At 43.5% G+C, this 17,837-nt stretch carries 11 protein-coding genes; 4 read left to right on the top strand and 7 right to left on the bottom strand.

Translation table 11 applies throughout. The features are described from left to right. Nucleotides 1-17: 17 nt before the first annotated feature. Both MHI27_RS01845 and MHI27_RS01840 read right to left on the bottom strand, forming a co-directional pair. On the bottom strand, nt 18-746 hold the full coding sequence (locus MHI27_RS01845; protein ID WP_234532744.1) for a LytTR family DNA-binding domain-containing protein: 729 nt from the start codon (nt 744-746) through the stop codon (nt 18-20). Further along, the gene (locus tag MHI27_RS01840) at nt 743-2,347 is read right to left on the bottom strand and encodes a sensor histidine kinase (RefSeq protein WP_269321837.1); all 1,605 of its coding nucleotides are present in this window, start codon (nt 2,345-2,347) and stop codon (nt 743-745) included. The genes MHI27_RS01845 and MHI27_RS01840 overlap by 4 nt, the downstream gene beginning before the upstream one ends. Nucleotides 2,348-2,609: 262 nt before the next feature. On the opposite strand from MHI27_RS01840, the gene MHI27_RS01835 reads away from it, so the two are divergent. Then, on the top strand, nt 2,610-3,125 hold the full coding sequence (locus MHI27_RS01835; protein WP_405176685.1) for a nucleotidyltransferase family protein: 516 nt from the start codon (nt 2,610-2,612) through the stop codon (nt 3,123-3,125). A gap of 51 nt (nt 3,126-3,176) precedes the next feature. On the opposite strand, the gene MHI27_RS01830 is transcribed toward MHI27_RS01835, so the two are convergent. Beyond that, a complete protein-coding gene (locus MHI27_RS01830) occupies nt 3,177-4,694 on the bottom strand; it encodes a methyl-accepting chemotaxis protein (RefSeq protein ID WP_405175455.1) in 1,518 nt (505 codons plus the stop codon). A 244-nt stretch (nt 4,695-4,938) separates the two neighbouring features. On the opposite strand from MHI27_RS01830, the gene MHI27_RS01825 reads away from it, so the two are divergent. Continuing rightward, entirely contained in the window at nt 4,939-6,033 is a 1,095-nt protein-coding gene (locus MHI27_RS01825; RefSeq protein ID WP_405175454.1) for a GGDEF domain-containing protein, read from the top strand. A 172-nt stretch (nt 6,034-6,205) separates the two neighbouring features. Here the strand turns inward: MHI27_RS01825 and MHI27_RS01820 are convergent, their stop codons facing one another. After that, on the bottom strand, nt 6,206-9,328 hold the full coding sequence (locus MHI27_RS01820) for an EAL domain-containing protein (protein WP_405175453.1): 3,123 nt from the start codon (nt 9,326-9,328) through the stop codon (nt 6,206-6,208). Nucleotides 9,329-9,619: 291 nt separating this feature from the next. Here MHI27_RS01820 and MHI27_RS01815 point away from each other — a divergent pair, with 291 nt between their 5' ends. Then, a complete protein-coding gene (locus MHI27_RS01815; RefSeq protein WP_167348483.1) occupies nt 9,620-9,763 on the top strand; it encodes a hypothetical protein in 144 nt (47 codons plus the stop codon). Nucleotides 9,764-9,934: 171 nt separating this feature from the next. After that, on the top strand, nt 9,935-12,262 hold the full coding sequence (locus MHI27_RS01810; protein WP_405175452.1) for a septation ring formation regulator EzrA: 2,328 nt from the start codon (nt 9,935-9,937) through the stop codon (nt 12,260-12,262). 100 nt (nt 12,263-12,362) lie between these two features. Here the strand turns inward: MHI27_RS01810 and MHI27_RS01805 are convergent, their stop codons facing one another. The 3 genes from MHI27_RS01805 to MHI27_RS01795 form a co-directional block, all read right to left on the bottom strand. Continuing rightward, nucleotides 12,363-13,964 carry an ATP-binding protein gene (locus tag MHI27_RS01805; protein WP_076285217.1) on the bottom strand — a complete coding sequence of 534 codons (1,602 nt, stop codon included), beginning with the start codon at nt 13,962-13,964 and terminating at the stop codon, nt 12,363-12,365. Between the two features lie 180 nt (nt 13,965-14,144). Then, on the bottom strand, nt 14,145-14,933 hold the full coding sequence (locus tag MHI27_RS01800) for a formate/nitrite transporter family protein (protein WP_405175451.1): 789 nt from the start codon (nt 14,931-14,933) through the stop codon (nt 14,145-14,147). Between the two features lie 333 nt (nt 14,934-15,266). Next, nucleotides 15,267-17,762 carry an S-layer homology domain-containing protein gene (locus MHI27_RS01795; protein ID WP_405175450.1) on the bottom strand — a complete coding sequence of 832 codons (2,496 nt, stop codon included), beginning with the start codon at nt 17,760-17,762 and terminating at the stop codon, nt 15,267-15,269. Between the last annotated feature and the right edge of the window lie 75 nt (nt 17,763-17,837).

Here is a 17,837-nt window from a genome sequence, read left to right as displayed (position 1 = left end):
TGAAGAATGAACTGCATTTATAGGCGCATGATCTGCCTGAATTCCTTTACCTTGCTTCGACTTACCGGCACCTCAAACTCCAAATCATGCAGGCGCAACAAGTATGTATTGTTGAACCAAGGGATGATTTCCTTGATTTTGGACAGGTTAACGATATAGGAACGATGGCAGCGAAAAAAACGATCCTCCGGCAGTCGATTATAAAAATCGCTGATGCTGAGCGCCATACTATACTCCTCACCTTTAGTTATTACGCTCGTACTTTTCTCTTGTGCGGAGGCGTAATAAATATCATCAGCATTCACTACGATAATCTTTTCATTTTTCCACAGATTCACTTTATCACTAACTGGATTACGTTCCTCTTCCCCATGTCTTCCGCGAGCAGCGAACGCCCCCTCTAGCTTGTGCAGCATAGCCTTAATACGAACCTCACTGTAGGGTTTAAGAATATAGTCAAACGCTTCAATCTCAAATGCCTCGGCGGCATGCTCCTTATACGCAGTAATAAACACTATATAAGGTTTTACCGAGAATCTGCTAATATTCTGAGCCAGCAGTACTCCGTCGATCGAGGGTATGTTAATGTCCAGAAAAATCACATCTACCGTCTCAACCTGTAAAAATTTGAGTGCATCCAGCCCATCTTCAAATTGTGCGGCAATGTCGATCCCACTGTGAGTTTCTATTAAATAAGCCAGTTCCTGTCTTGCTAGCTCTTCATCCTCCACGATAATTGCTCTCATAGACCCTCCTTTTTGACATCAAAATAAATGTTCGTCCCTTTATCGAGCCTCTGAATCGTAAGACCAGTTCCATAGATGAGCTTGACCCGTTGATGTACATTAAACAGTCCGATCTTATTCTCCGGCATATCGCCAGCATAGACCTTCTCTATGGTTTCTTCGCTGATGCCAGCTCCGGTATCCCGAATGCCAACTCGCACATTATCGCCTTGATCTTTTACAGAAATCGTTACGGTTCCCGTCCCTCGTACCTTCAATATGCCATGTATGATCGCATTCTCTACAAGCGGCTGAATGATCAGACTCGGAATCCGAACCTGAACCTCATCAATATCATAGAGGACATTAAGCCGGCTTCCGAAGCGCGCTTTTTCAATCTCTACGTATTGTTGAACCTGTTGCAGCTCGCGCTTAATATCAATGAATTCATCCGTTAGCTCCAGATTGTATCTCATATAACCGGACAGATTCACGATCAGCTCGCGCGCCTTATCCGGGTTAATCCGAATCGAGGACGCAATCGCGTTCAGCGCATTGAACAGAAAGTGTGGGTTAATGCTTGTCTGCAGCGCCTTTAGCTCCGCTTTGTTCGCCATTTCTTTAATGCCCTCAACCCGCGATACTTCCATTAGTGTAGAGATCATTTGCGACAAACCTACAGCCATAGCTTGTAGAGAATAAGTGATCTTGTGGGCTCTGGTGTAATAGATTTTGAGCGCTCCCGTCACTTCGCCTTTTTCCTTCAATGGAATAATAATCAGCGATTTAATCTCCGGATTCACATAATCACTATCGTCGTTACGGATCGTAATTTCACCACTGGACAACGTCACTTTAGTTTCTTCACTTATAATTTCATTGGTCGTAGTATAATCCTCTTCTCCAACACCAACGTAAGCGAGAATGAGTCTTGTATCCGAAATAGCTACAGCATCTGCACCGATATCTTCTTTGATAATTTGGCAGATGGTACGAAGCGACTCGGGATTAATATTGCGAAAATAAGGCAAGGTCTTATTGGCAATATCCAGTGCCAGCTTGGACTGCTTCGCCGCAATCCGTTCCTTTTCACCTTCCACACTCTGCACTAGCATGACAATCAGACCGACACTAATCTGGCTCATAATCATCGGAAAAGCAATTTTGGACACGATATCCACACCCAGCGACGACGGTTCGGCCATCACTAGAATGAGCAGCATCGTCAGGGCTTCACAGGCCATCCCGGCCAAAATACCGGCCATCCAGCGACGTTCACCAGAAGTGCGGCGGTATATTACCCCTGACACAATCCCTGCGGTAATACTCGTAATCAGACAAGGAAGAGAGGTTACCCCTCCGATATCAATTAAAAAACGGTGAACCCCTGAGATGATGCCTGTTATGAGTCCTACCCATGGCCCGAACAAAATCCCACCAGACACGATGGCGATAATTCGCACATTCACAAGCGAGCCTTCCACATTAATGCCACTATAGGTACCGAAGATGGCAAATAAACTGAATATCGTCGTCGCTATGGCAAGCTCCTGCGGGGCGTAGGTTCCTTTTTGAAAAATCTCTTTAAACCGCGGCAGACGAGTCAGCACGAACAGACACATCAGCAGTAGTGCAGCTCTTTCGAATAATTGCAGTAAAATCGTAAACGTATATTGCACGGTCTCCGCCTCCAAAGGACTAGATGTCGACTTATTATAAAGATAGTTCATGCCTCTGTCCATTCAGCCTATCCTTTAATACCTCTATTGAAACTCTTGTTGTATGATATGAACAGAATAAAAACATACATATACGGAGGTGGGCGGTTTGCAAAAATTAGAACACGAGGCAGATATCATACAGCTTGTACAAAATGATCCCTGGATGATGGATATATTAGAAAATGCTAGATCGTTGCAGTTACCTGACTGGTGGGTTTGCGCTGGCTTTGTGCGTGCAAAAATTTGGGACACCCTTCATGGCTTTGAAGAACGGACACCTTTGCCAGATGTTGATGTTATTTATTATGACGACAGCAATCTTCAAGAGGAAGTGGAAAAGGATTGGGAGGCGAAGCTAAGAGATTTAAACCCCAATGTTCCCTGGTCTGTTAAAAATGAAGCAAGAATGCATACCGTCAATCAACTTCCACCTTATACATCAGCTGTTGATGCGATATCCAAGTTTCCGGAAACCGCCACAGCGCTTGGACTCTCCCTAGATCCATCAGGTAAAATCATCCTAGTCGCTCCACACGGAATTTCCGATGTTATTCATGTAGTATTACGACCTACCCCACATTTTACTGAAAACCCGAACTTACTCCCTATTTATGAACAACGCGTTATTAAAAAGAACTGGCAGGAGACGTGGAAACAGTTGCAGATCAGCACTACCTAAAATAACAAAAAGCAAGCCCCCCAATATAGCAGGCTTGCTTTTCTGGTTTTATTACACCGCCAAATCGATACCTACTACACCAACGACATCTCCCTGACGATTCTTAATCGCTCTGGATAATGTAACACAAGAACGCTTCGTAATCGCTGATACATAAGGCTTCGAGACATATTCACCTTCATTTATGGCCCCATTCCACCAATCACGTCGCTTGGCATTCAAGAGGCCAGCCGCTGGCTCGGAATAGATAAAGGTCCCATCCGTCCGATTGGACCAAATGGCTTGTACATCCGGAATTTTTTTAATGTAAGAGGTCAAAACACCTTGATGAACTTCAGTATCTGGGTCGTACAGTTCTTCCTTAGTTGAAATTGTCTCCAAGAGACTCTGCATTTCTTTAAGCCGGGCAGCATATTGGCTCATCTCGATTTCTTCTCGGGCTGCTATGCTGGTAACCGATTGCTGCAACGATTGCGACTCCGCTAACAGATTAGCGCTGACTTCGTTCAGCTGCCCGATCTGGCTCCGCTGCCGTGTCACCTGTTCCAGCGTAAGATCGACATTGGCAATCGTCTCATTCACGATAGCCACTGCCCCACTCAGCTCCGTCGTCACTTCAACAATCAGCTTGCCCTGCTTCGCGGCAGCATCGATGGTTTCTGTTACGGCGCTGCCTACCTCATCGACTCTCGACGCGATATCATCGAGTCGAAGCTTCACAGTGCCGACCTCGTTCACCCCACGTTCCACTGAAGCTTGCTCTTTCGTCACGGATTCCAGCACCTGCTGTACTCCGTTATTAATGTCGAGCAAGATGCCAGAGGAACGGTCTACCGAGCTCTTGCTTTGATCAGCCAGCTGCCGAATCCGGCTGGCCACCACCGCAAATCCGCGGCCCTGTTCCCCGGCCCGGGCCGCTTCTATAGAAGCATTAAGCGCTAGCAGTGAGGTCTCATCCACAATTCCGTTAATAAGCGTATTGATCTCTTCTACCATCGCAATATGATTACTCAAGATAGTAAACTTAGCTAACATGTCCCCGCTCTGCATCTGTAAATCCTTCATCACAGCATCTGCGATGCTCAAGGAATCAACCATGGTTGTCATTCCTTGACGAGCATATTTCATATTTGACCCCAGTCTCTCCGTCAACTCTTCGATATGTGCGGTAACAGATGCTACTCCGCCCATTGTCTGATAAGCACCTTCAATATTAGCTTTAGCTTCGTTACTGCGAATCCGCAAATCCATCTCGTATTCATGTGAATAATCTGCTGTCCGCTGCAGCTCTTCTGTATGACGACTGATTTCTTCGAGTGCACCATGCAGTCGGTCCGAAGTAACTACAATCTCATTGCCAAGCAGCTCAACTTTATTCTGCGACTCCTTCAGCAGCGCTTCTTTGCGGTAACCGTAGCGGGACAAATTCAGTGAGACCCAGCCTAGAGAAGCCATAAGCAGGATGATTACCAGCTTATGAATCCAGAACATGTCTATCAACAAACTGTAAACACTGACAAGGAGCAACAGGACGACTACAAAAATCTGGCTTCGACGAATCTGCATCATTATTCCCACTCCACTCGATTGATGTTATGTATTCTAACATTATATCAGCAGAGTTAATTAAAGGAAATACTTTCTATACTATTCCTTTTCGATCAGTCTTTCCACACGCAAATCCATATCCCTGGAGGACCTACACCAACGTAACCGTAATATACGAATATATTTGGAGATAATTGGTCGAGAGGGAATCCGTAATTATTGTCGAATATATAAGCAAATTGCCACTGGAAAAGAGGAACACATTATGCATACTACATCTCAAACTCCTCGTCAGACCCATTGGAATCGCGTGCTGCTTAATGCATTCTGGATCATCCTGATTGTGGATTTAAGTATTCATATGTTTGTTTCTCAATGCCTATGGGGCCAACATTCGGATACCCTAACCATGGGAGAGTTTATTACTCAGTCGCTGATTCCTGATTCCATCATATTGACTTTGATCATTATTCTGGAATTTATCTATAGATGGAAACCCCTATGGTCCGAGCTAGCTATTACAGTAGCGAGCCATTTATTTGCGCTTCTGATGATCATCAATCTCAATGATGAACTGTATGTTATGTCATTAATTATGCTGCTGCCGCTGCTTGTATCCATGATCTATATGAAGTCTAGCTATATGATAGCCTCTTCTGCTGTTTGTCTACTGTACACGATCATTTTATTCATCAAGGCATCTAATCACGGATATGTCCCCATCACCCAAACTATCATTATTGTTCTTATTTTTGCCGCTACTGCTTTAGCAGGCTTTGCAGTCATCGGTCGTGGGCGTGATTTGATGCGATCGCTGGAGAACTCTGTAAAGTCAGAACAGGAATTACGCATTCAGAATATAATCATGGATCGGCTATCCAAGATCGATCCTCTGACGGACCTTTATAATCATAAGACGTTTCATGAATACTTAGGATGGCTGATCGATCATCAGCAGAGTAATCCATTTCCCATGCAGCTAGCCGTTATGGACATCGACAACTTCAAAAAAGTAAATGATTCCTATGGGCATTCCGTTGGAGATATCGTATTACAAAAGGTTGCAGCGATCCTCCTCGAGCATGTCGGTCCTGATGATTTCGCGGCTCGCTTTGGCGGGGAAGAATTTGTCGTCATTCTGACTTCTAAAACCCCTGATCATTCTCATGAGATTATGAAGCATATTCTAACGTCCATCACCGATACCCCTTTTGCGGAAATGAACGGTAAAAGCGTAACCGTCAGTATCGGTATGCACGATTTTATAGGAACAGATTCCAAAAACTCTACATTTCAGAAAGCAGACGATGCACTTTACGAGGCTAAGAATACTGGGAAGAACAAAATCGTAATCAGCTAAAGACCGAACACAAGCAAAAACGCCTTCGACGTCCCTAATGGACGGTAAGCGTTTATGCGAGAAATATAAGGAAAAATATATAGCGTGAAACTTATAAATTCTTATATTTGAACAAATAAGCCCACGGATCTTTTCACGGGCTTGTTTGTGTTCATCTGTTTGAATCTGACTGCTAAATCCCATAGCGCCTCTGTGTTTCCAAAAGCTCTTCGACTGCCTGCTTTGGCACAGGTCTGCTAATCAGGTAGCCTTGAACCTTGTCGCAGCCTAATTGCTTGAGCAAATCCATCTGAATAACCTCTTCTACACCCTCTGCTACAACTTTCAGTCCCATATTATGCCCCAACTGTATAATGGACTGCACAAAAGACTGGCTGTTAGCTTTTTCTGAGAGTGAATCAATAAAGGTTTTATCCATCTTGAGCGTTGAAATCGGCAATTGCTGCAAATAGCTAAGTGATGAGTAACCCGTTCCGAAATCATCCAAGGCGATACTAATGCCCTTAGATTTAAGAAACTGCAGCTTACCCAGAATACTCTCAAATGATTTCATAAAAATAGACTCCGTGATTTCCAGCTCAAGACAGCTTGGATTTAAGCCACTTACTGCCAGACTATCCTGTACCATCTCGATAAAATCGTTCTGGAATAGCTGAATAATCGAAATATTGACCGATATTTTATAAGGAACACCTGTACGATCTTGAATACCTTTCATAAAGATGCAAGATTCGCGAAGCACCCATTCACCAATATCGATGATCAGTCTGGAATCCTCAGCAATTTTTATAAACGAAAGTGGAGATACAGAACCAAGCGATGGGCTGTTCCAACGAATTAAAGCTTCAAAGCCTGAGATGAATCCGGATTCGATATCCATCTGGGGCTGATAGTTCAGTTCAAATTCATTATTGTTCATTGCACTGCGCAAATGTTTCTCTATATTCATTCGTTCATTAAACGCTGTATGCATCGATTTGTCATAGACTACATAAGTTCCCTTGCCATCCTCTTTAGCACGGTACATCGCCACATCCGCATTACTCAAAATTTGCTCGGCCGTCTCCCCATCCTCTGGATAAAAGGAAATTCCGATGCTTAGCGAGACGTACAAATTACTCTCTCCTATTAAAAAGGACTGCCTGAACGCTCTCATTATACGCTCTGCCAGATTCAACACAGCCTCACGGTCCTCTGTATCCTTAATAAAAATAACAAATTCATCTCCACCTAGCCGTGAGAGCATATCTCCTTCCCGCATCAGTGACTGCAATCTCTCACTTGCCTTCCGGATGAGTACATCCCCGGATTTATGACCTAAGGTATCGTTGATGTATTTGAAATTATCTGAATCTAGAAACAGTAGTGCAAATTTCCCTCCCGGATGCTTTAGATACTTCTCCATGGTCTCCAGCAGACATAAACGGTTAGGTAAATTACTGAGCGCATCCACATAAGCCAGACGATGCATATGTTTCTGATTGTCTAGAAGCATATTATATTGTACCAGAAGCTCCTGTTGAGTAGTCGCGAGCTGCTCATAGGTCGCCCCAAGTTCTTGGTAGCTGTTGCTCAGATTAAGCTCCGCTTGCTTCCGCTCGCTGATATCAATCAAGGAGCCCATGAATAACAGAACTTCATCCTTTGGATTAACGGTAGCCTTACCCCTAACTTCAAACCACACGATTTGATTATCTTTGGTAATCATGCGGAACTCCGTTTCGAAAATAGGTGTAACACCCTCCAGGTGATCATGTTTAAGCTTACGGGTTGAAGCTAGGTCATCGGGATGAACAATACTAAAAGCTCCCTCTTCAAACGAGTTGATTTCATCCTTCGTGTAACCTATGAGGTCATACCATCGGTCTGATAAATGAAATCGTCTCGCCTCCAAATCAAACTCCCACATATATGCACCAGAACCTTCTGTGGTGAGCCGGAAACGTCGTTCACTGATTTGAAGCCTATTAAATTGTTCCTGTAGATCGACCTCTGTCGCTGAGAGCTCTTCGTATGTAGCTTCCAATTCCCTATAACTTAGCTGTAGCCTCAGCTCATTTTGTTTACGATTATCGATATCCACACCTACTAGTACAAAGATATCGGCTGCTTGCTTATCAAGTCCTTTTAATAAGGCTGTCCGGAATGAGAAATATCGCGCTTCAGATGACTGGTCTGGGAGCTTAATTTCTACGTTGTTAACATATTCATTCCGTATTGCCCGCATCAAAAGATCACGGATTGCAGCCGTACTACCTTTTAGACCACCGATATCCTCAATATTTACTCCCAGCACCTCTTTTTCGCTTAAACCCGTCATCCGCTCAGCGAACTTGTTAAACCGCACTACCTTTTTATCTGTCTGCACCGCCCAAACTACCATGCCACTATGCTCTATAACATCCTCAAAAAATTGATGCTCTGAATAAACAGCACGCCGTAAACGATTAATATTCATTTTAAGCAGGACTCCACCCAGCATAAGAAGACAGAATAGAAGGATTGCTCCGTAAACCCATCTTTTGTGGATCATGCCTTTATAATAATCAGAATGAACGAAGAAATAGTTCTGGTACAATTCTTCAAAAGCACCCGAATGCTGTAATTCCACCAATCTCTCGTTAACATAAGAAACTAACTCCGGTGTAGACTTATTGATTGCAAAAGCCACATCCCTGGGATAAAGATCATTCATTTTCTTAATAATACTGTCCGTCTTCCCCTGTTCAACGAGCAGATAATCGACCACCTCCTGATTCTCAAATAGAAGGTCAATCTCCCCTTTTTCTAAAGCCTCCAAGGCTTCAGGAATCGTAGCAAATTCTACGTAATCATTAATTCCCAGTTTCCCGTTCAGTACTGTTTCAGAATACTGCCCGTTTCCTAGACCTATCTTATAACCTCCAAGCTTATTTAAATCGATCTCACCCTTAAGCCCTCGCCTTGCGTAGATTGAAATATAGCTTTTGAAAACAGGTTCCGAAAATAACAACTCTTGTTTTCGGCCTTCCGTTACTGCCATTAGACCCGCTGTTTCGATATCTCCCTGAACGAGCCGATTATATACATCAGGCCACTTTCCTGTACTGTAGTGGACATCGTAATCCTGCTTCTCAAAGATCATATTACTCAATTCAATATCAAAACCGGTCATGTACCCATCTTTTATATATTTATAAGGTGGATATTCCAGCTCTACTTGATATTCGATCTCCTTTCTTTCGGCGTGAATGGCAGTAGGAGGTAAGAGCATAAATAGAATGCTAATCAGAAGCAACAGTCTGTACTGCTTCATCGCTCATTCCCCCTTTTTACTGAATTTACAGTAATATCCTAAATGTTATTCGACAAAATATGGCAATACCCCTGCTTTTTCTTTCCTCGTCACATAATATACGCAAATCCCATCAATGAACCCTTCCCTTTGTAAATTATATAAAATTACGGATGCTACATTTTTATATTGCTTTTTAGATGGAAAATGTGGATAATAGCAATAATGATACAAGTTGATAATGATTATCATTATTAAATAAGTTATTGATTTCACTTTACTATATTTAAGTTAAAAGGAGACTGATCACCCATGAACGTTACCTCTACCCGAACAACACTACAGGTTGACGATTATCTGGATCTGCTCAATCTTGCCGTTAAAGTTGGAGATTTAAAATGGCAAAAAGAAATTAAATCCAGATTGCAATACATTCTTTGTCTGCCGACAAGATAATCTTTCTGAATATTCGCCGCATTCCTTTAGGGAATGCGGCTTTTTTTGCTTGTATGATTGGCAGCCATGTAAGAATAGGAGTATCCCCGCGTCACGTGAAGGTTAATGATATAGTATAATTATCAGCATAATATATTGAATACAAAGTCCTTCAGATTGGAGCGTGTCAGCTTGAAAAAGTATTTAGCTTTATTCTTATTGATCAGCGTGTTATGGATACCCGTTGCATACGCCGCCGAAATCCCTGCTCAACAGGGATTAGTAACCGATAAAGCTGGAATGTTTAGTTCCGCAGAAGCGACGTCCATTTCTGCTGCTGCCACTGGAGATCTCGTTACTATGCATGTACTCACCGTAGATTCCTTAAACGGCACTCCGGCCGATAAATACGCCGAGGATACTTACGCCTCATGGGGACTGTCCACTCGCGATATTCTCTTGCTGATCTCCGCTGGCGATCAGTCCATTGAACTTAATTTTAACAATCCTGGCTTTCAAACCTCGTTAAATGCCTGGTCCCAAAATCAGGGAGGAAAATCAGGAAGTGCTGCCATTACAGCGCTGCTTGATACTTATTTCATCCCTTATGCCAGAGAAGGAGACTTCTCTGGAGGGACAAAGGCTTTAATTAAAGCGGTTCATTCCATCGGGGAGAGTACCGGAAATGCTGGAGGAAGTGCAGGAAGCGGTAGCGCAGTTGGCAGTACGAATAGCGGTTTAGGGAACGGAACCTCCGGTAAACCAGGGAACTCGGTCAGTACAGGAAGCCGCTCCAGTAGCTCCATGTTTACGATTGCCGCCATTCTAATCGGAATCGTACTAATACTACTTGTGCTATTTATTGCGATCACAGGTCTACGTCGACGCAAACAGCTAAACGTACAACAAGAGCAGTTATCCGATTTGCTAGTACGGGCGAATCGAGCATTGGAGTCATTAAAGCCATTTCAAGGGATCGTTCAGGGAAAAACCGAGGTACTGGTAGAAGGCATTTCAAAACGACTCTCTGCAAAGCTCGTTGAAATCTCTTCACTGCAAAATGATGGGCAAGGTGTACAGCCACCCTTTTATCGTTTGACTGCCCTTAAGGCAGCCGTGGAACAATTACAGCAGACAGAGGACTCCTTCCGCGCAGCGCTTGAGGAGGAAGAGAAGAACATTGCTGTCATCAGTGAAGCTGATCGCAATGTTAAACAGCGAATTACAGAGCTGAAAGAGGATGCACCAGAGCTTGAAGAGCAGCTACAAGGTGCGGTTAAAGAAACTGGCTATGCACTTCAAGAAATTGTAGAAGAGCTCAAGGAGCTTGCCGAGGAGACCTCTAAGGCAGATCAATTGGAGCTTTTTGACCCTATCGCCGCACAAGAAATTACCGAGGATGCACAAGATCGCCAAGAAAAGATTGAACAAGACCTGAAGGATGTCGATCTCTACGATGATAAGCTAAACCAGTTCCCTACGGTATTAGCTGCAGCCCGTACCAAAATCACAAACATCATCGAGCTGAATTCACTCCACAACATGAAGGTAAAACCATTTGACCGTCTGGAGCAGGCCCGCGCAGAATCGCTGACGCTTGAAGCGCCGCTGCGTGTTGGAGATATGGATGAGGTGCGCAAGATTGGCGCCACTCTTGACCTTCTCCTGGATGAGGCTGTTGCTATGACAGAACAACAAGCACTCCTTCGGCAAAACAACCGCAGAGATTTAGAGACATTCCGCACCGAATGGAGCCAATTAAAACAGCGGCGAGACGGACTGCAAAGCCGGATTACCGAAGCACGTATGTATTTTGAAGAACAGCATGTGTCAACTGTGGAGAACATCCTTACAGAGTGGAGCACACGCCTTCGGGAAGGTGCTAGTGAAGTGGCGCAGATTGAGAATTGGACTAGTGATGAGCGCGGCGAATATGATAAGGCCCACAATGCGCTAGAAAAGTTGCTATCCCTCCTAGATGAAGCTGCAAGGCAGTTCGATGGTGTCTCAGAAAGTCTAAATGCACTTCATGAAAGACTGGATAAGGTCACTCGCCTCTTTTCCGAAGGGCAAAGCCGGGTGGAAACGACCCAGCGAATGCTGCATAGCAGAGGATTATCTTCTAGAATTGACTTCGAGCTATCCTTACTGCCGGAATACAGTGCACTGGATCACCGCCTGGCATCCCGGCCTTATAATCTTGAGGAACTGGAGTCCCTTGGCCGTTCTTATGATTCACAGATCACTTCCTTTGTGAATGAAGCGAACCGACTCGTTCGTCAGAAGGAAGAAGAAGAAAGACTAGCTCAATTAGCTATGATGAGAGAACAGCAACGTCGCGCGCAGGCTCGCAAGCGAATGTCCTCTGGCCCACCTTCATCAGGTGGATTCGGTGGAGGACGCTCCTCCGGTGGCTCCTCCTGGGGTGGAGGCGGCAGCGGTGGCAAATCCTCCGGCGGATCTTCTTGGGGCGGCGGAGGGAAGTCCGGCCGAAATTCATCAGGCGGATCCAAGTGGTAGACTATCTCCAAACAAAAGACTCTTCCAGCCTGCTTGGGCGGAAGAGTCTTTTATTATGAATTACTACTTGCATGACGAAGAAATAGTCATGACAAGCCCTTTATTTTATTGGCAGATAAATCGTAACGGCCGTACCTACGCCCACTTCACTCGCTATGGCCACTCGCCCTCTATGTGCAGATACTATCTTTTTAACAATCATGATTCCCAGTCCATTACCATCACCTCTGGTCGTGTGAAAAGGCTGGCCTAATTTATCGAGTACTTCCCGGTTCATACCCTCTCCATTGTCTGTGAAGGTAATCTTCTGGAATCCATTCTCCACATCTAGGGCAACTGTAATGCTTCCGCCAAAGGGCAAGGCTTCCATTGAGTTTCTTAGGATGTTTAGGAAGACCTGCTTGATATGATTGCGATCACACAAGATATTCGCATCAAAATGGAATTGCGTGTTCAATGATATATTATTCATCTCCACTTGAATCGCAAAGATGCTGAGCACTTCCTGCAGAATCGTGCTACATTGTTCTACCCTATAATGTGCGGCCTGCGGTTTACCTAGTATGAGGAACTCACTCACAATGAGGTTCATTCTTTCTACTTCTGACATAATAAGATCATAATGTAGCAGTTGCGAATCTTTATTGGCCAGTTGAAGCATTCCTTTGACTGTAGTTAGCGGATTGCGAATCTCATGTGCGATACTCATGGCTAGTTGTCCAGCAACCACTAGCTTCTCTGTATTGCGCAGCACTTCTTCCGTTTTTTTCATCTCTGTGATATTACGAAGACTCCCAATCACACGAGCTAAACATGCATTCGAATCATAAACCGGAAGCACATCCAGCATATAATGTTCAAACAAACCGTTGCTCTCTTGAATCACTTCCAGCCCAGCACATGCCTCTTGCTGAAGAATGACATGCTGAAAATAAGAGCCCACATTTCGAATTTCGAAGACACTGGCACCGATAACAGATTCTTGATGTTCACCATCCAAATGAAGCATGTTTAAGCAGTTCTCATTTATATTGACGATCGTTCCGAGTTCATCCGTTATAATAACACCCAAATAATTGGTATCCAATAGGATTCGATTTAAAAGCTGAAGCTCAGCATTCCCTCTACGCAGCAAAATCTCGCGTTCGATGGAGTCAGCCATGGTACAGAGTAAAGGCAATAAGTGGGGATGCGCCACATCTATATCCGCCATAAATGATATCGTCCCCAATATTTCTCGTCCATCCTCTTTATAAAAAGGAGCCGTACAGCATACTAAACGATGAAGAATTTGATGATAATGGTCTTGTCCCTTCAACTGAAAAGGCCGCTGGTGTTCGAGACACAACGCAATTGAATTTGTACCCACTTCTTTATTTAGTTGTACACCTTCTTTGATGCCAACCTGCCCAACGAGATCAATAATTGTCGGATCCCCTTTGAACGCCAATAGATAACCTGCATCATCCGATATCGTAACAAGGATCGGATTACCTTTTACTGAAGAAAGGAACTTAGTCACAAAAAAATCAATAACCTCAATCACTTCACTATATACACGGAGTTGTGACCCCAGTTCATCTGCAGCATAACATTTTGGAAAAATAGGAGGCTGCTCAGGGTCTATTCCTTGATCCATGCAATGCTGATTGGAAGCCTTAATGATAGTCTCATCCGTCAGTACCCCTGTTGTCTTTTCCAAAGCCTTACCCCATTCTGTATGAATCTTCAATTTTGTAATACTAATATGTATTCTACTTCTTTCCCCCTAATCCTTTTGAACCCTAAAAAATCAAAATATCCCAATGCGAATAAATTTCTTGCAGCACAAAAAAACTCCGCTCTTTTAAAGAGCGAAGTTGCGGATGCACATTATTTCTTCTTAATCCTTCGTGTCGTCAAGAAAAGGTTTGTTCACATAATAATACATAACCCCCATCAGAACTCCACCGCCAATTAGATTTCCGATTGTAACGGGCACAAGATTATGTACCACACCGCCCCACGAAACCGTTCCGGGATGGTCAAGGACTAATGCAATTGCAAAGGTGCACATATTGGCAATACTATGCTCATAACCGGAGATGAAAAAACAGAATACGAATAAGACCATTGCGAACATTTTGGCCCCATCGCCCTTTATATTCATCGGGATGAAAAAAGCCATACAAACGAGCCAGTTACAGAGGATAGCACGGAAAAAAAGCTGACCTGCCGGAGCCTCCATTTTATGCTCAACCACATATAGTAAAAAACCATTTACATCAGAACTGTAAAACAGGCCTGTTAAAAAAATCAACAGTGCAAATGCAGTAGCACCAAGAATGTTACCTATATAACTCATGACCCACATGCGTACAACCTCGGTCCATTTCATTTTGCGCCTCAAAGCCGTGTACGTGTAGTAGAAAGTATCTCCGGTAAATAAGTCCCCTCCCCCGTATGAGATTAGGATGATCGCTGCTCCAAAAGTAATCGCAGCCATTGGATACGCAAATGGTGAATGCTCCATATAGAAGTAGTTGCCTGTCTTGAATGCTACAATTACGCCGAACCCGATAAACATACTGGCCAGCATGGCTCTGGCAATATAGCGCAATATACTTTGCCGATAGATCTTTTGTTTCTTAAGTGCTAATTGTTCAACCTGAAGCAGCGCCTCGTTCTCCATGTGACCTCCTTAGGGATTTTGGTATTTCCAGCTAGTTAAGGGCTAATCGTACAGCCTTGAGTTATTATACCCAATAACCCGCTGGAAATTACTTGAACCAAGTTGTGGTTGAAAATCCCCGAATTTCTTAGAGGAATTGATGTTAATTCCCGCTAACTATCGTCATTCAATTTGGCTATCGCTTCTGCTTTTTCGCTGCTGGCCACGATGATAAGCACGAGTATTAAACACCCTAAGATCATATGCCTATCCCCACTTTCTACACATGTAGTCTTGTGACAACTTATGTATGAGGATAGGGCTTTATGATTGCTGTGAGTCCTTGTTCCCTTATTAGTCTTTCAGGACCCCTGTGTAATAGCTTATTGCCTTATAATCTTTATCATAAAAAATAACGATATATTCTTCTGTCTGTCCATTTAAAGCCGGGTTCAAAGAATTAAACATTACATAAGATGAACTGCCAGCTTGGTAGATTTCATTCACATGCTTCGCTGTATTTTCAAATGTGAAAATTTGTCCTGCCTCGAGTTTCGATCGTGGTGTAACTGTGAAATAAATTGCCTTTGGATTTGCGCGTAAATAGTCTCGGACATTAATACTGTCTACACGGGCCCCGTTCCCATAGTGACGCTCCATAGTTACGCCTTCTGATATCTGGACCTCTGAGCCGTCCCATATAGGAGATTGGTTAGAGAATTTCATCAGCCGTGTCGTATAACGTAAAGGTTGACCTGCCGTATCGTAATAAACTAACGTTACGTTATAAATGCCCACCTTATCTCGAATAGGCAGAACCGTTGTATTAATCTCTGAAAAAGGATGTTTGCCATATATACTTGGAGTCTTTAAATCGACCTCAGTGATTGGATTCTTGGTAATGTAGAAAGAGAAGCTCCCAATCCCTCTTCTCAAAGAATCCGGGAATTCTATAGAATATGCATTAACCAACGTACCGTTGAATTTAGCAGATCCAATCCCAATATAAGAAGAGACAAGAGGGATATTCTGTAAAGGTCCTGATTTCTTGAAATTTTCAAGCTTTATTTGAGCGTTCATAAGCTTTTCTTTGCGCTGCTCACTAATTCGATCTCGGAGAGCTTCATTAAGTATCCCATAGGCTCTGGTGGCTCTATTTATAGTATCCTCATCCTTCAACTCCAGACTGAAAGGAATGTCGTCAATTCTCTTCTCGGCGGCTTCAACTGCCAGCTCGTCACTTAATTGAATTTTTCCTTCGTAATAAGCAATAGCCTTCAAATTGGTGTCATAGAAAACAATCATATATTCTGCTTCGTTGTAGGTTTTATAGTTATAATAAGACTCGTAAGCAATAGGAATATATCCAGGTGATGTTGCCCCGCTGGAAGTATAAGTAGTTTCGACCACTCTAATTCGATTGCTTTTGTATAAAGTACGCGAGGCAGAAATACTATCATTAAGTGTAGGGTTCTGATCCAAATCCATGTAATACTTAGGATAAATCGTATAAGAAACCGCATTACCATTTAACTGTGCAAAAGCATTTGTAACATCAATAATATCAGAATAGTATTCCCCTGGATTTATCCAACCGTCATAGATAAATTTTTCTTGTGTAATGGTCACTCCACTTTCCAACTTCACCATGTCACTGGCTTGCTCAGTTTGCGAGAACTGCAAGTTCATCTTTTGGGTGTAATACCCTGTGATTTCTTCTTTATGGTTTCTAACAACAACCGATACATACTTTTCCCCATCCCTGCCTCCATCTATATAACTAGAAGACACCGTGATTGCGGGTAACATGTTAGCTGTAAAACCGGACATAGTTATATATGAATTAAGATTAGTAAGGCCCCAACGAAGATCTCTATCATTAATCGGCTCGGATGTAATATAGTAAGTGATCTGATCATTTAGATTCACTGTTGTGCCAAAAACTTTACTAAAATCAACTTTCAGATAAACGGAATTTGTGACTGACTCATTTGGAGTAGATGTAATATGAATATCTAAGGCGGGCAATTCTTTTATAGGCATTGTAGGTTCAAGGGTTGACGTTGGTGAAGCAGTGGGTGTGGGTGTCGGTGTAGCGGTTGGAGTAGAAGTTGCCTCAGATTGACCACCACCAGCACCTCCGCCACCACTGCCTCCGCCAGCGGATGCTGCAGTTGCCGTTGCCGTTGGCGCAACACTAGGTAAAGAAGTTGTAACTGGAGAAGTTGTCGGCAACACTATATGTGTAAGAGCCTCAGCGGAATCAATCAGTGTCAAGGACTCTGCACGGGTTAATGCCTGTCCAGGCGCAAAAGTCCCATTAGGATATCCTTTCAGAACACCGGCTTTAACTGCTGAAGCAACGCTTTCTTTGCTCCATGCAGCAATTTGTCCAGCATCGCCAAACACCTTCAGTTCATCAACACTCCCCCCTTCCAGTTTCAACAGTCTGCTAATAATGACTGCTGCTTCCTGGCGGTTAATTGGAGCATTCGGACGCATCTCGTTGTTAAATCCTTGGATATATCCGGCTTCAACTGCTCTCGCTATCTCATTATATGCCCAGTTAGTAGAAGGCAAATCATCGTATCTAATCTTAGCTAGCTTCGTATAATTAAACGCACGGTTGACCAATGTCATAAACTCAGCTCTTGTTATGGTTTGATTTGGCTTTACAGAGCCATCCTCAAAACCCTTCAACTTGCCGCTGTCTAACCAGCTATTAATAGCTTTTTGAGCCCAATGGCCTTCGTAATCCTTGCTATTTTGTGCTGTTACTACCCCTAAAGAACTAAAAAGCATACTTACGCCCAGTGCACCAGCTAATATTCCCCTAAACTTTCTGCCCATCCATTTACCCCTCCCAATAGGTATGCCCGTTTCTCTTGAAACAGCGCATGATAAAGCCGATCCTTTCATCTTAGG

Origin of the sequence: Paenibacillus sp. FSL H8-0261 (assembly GCF_045040645.1) — a bacterium.
Lineage (GTDB): Bacteria > Bacillota > Bacilli > Paenibacillales > Paenibacillaceae > Paenibacillus_AQ.
The sequence above is the reverse complement of the archived record's forward strand: the minus strand, read 5'-3'. Positions and strand labels throughout refer to the sequence as shown.

Excerpts from the sequence above, each read along its gene's own strand:
- MHI27_RS01815 (WP_167348483.1), top strand. The coding sequence starts at position 9,620 with ATGAACGTTACCTCTACCCGAACAACACTACAGGTTGACGATTATCTG.
- MHI27_RS01835 (WP_405176685.1), top strand. The coding sequence starts at position 2,610 with ATGATGGATATATTAGAAAATGCTAGATCGTTGCAGTTACCTGACTGG.
- MHI27_RS01800 (WP_405175451.1), bottom strand. The coding sequence starts at position 14,933 with ATGGAGAACGAGGCGCTGCTTCAGGTTGAACAATTAGCACTTAAGAAA.
- MHI27_RS01825 (WP_405175454.1), top strand. The coding sequence starts at position 4,939 with ATGCATACTACATCTCAAACTCCTCGTCAGACCCATTGGAATCGCGTG.
- MHI27_RS01830 (WP_405175455.1), bottom strand. The coding sequence starts at position 4,694 with ATGATGCAGATTCGTCGAAGCCAGATTTTTGTAGTCGTCCTGTTGCTC.
- MHI27_RS01795 (WP_405175450.1), bottom strand. The coding sequence starts at position 17,762 with ATGGGCAGAAAGTTTAGGGGAATATTAGCTGGTGCACTGGGCGTAAGT.
- MHI27_RS01820 (WP_405175453.1), bottom strand. The coding sequence starts at position 9,328 with ATGAAGCAGTACAGACTGTTGCTTCTGATTAGCATTCTATTTATGCTC.
- MHI27_RS01840 (WP_269321837.1), bottom strand. The coding sequence starts at position 2,347 with ATGTGTCTGTTCGTGCTGACTCGTCTGCCGCGGTTTAAAGAGATTTTT.
- MHI27_RS01845 (WP_234532744.1), bottom strand. The coding sequence starts at position 746 with ATGAGAGCAATTATCGTGGAGGATGAAGAGCTAGCAAGACAGGAACTG.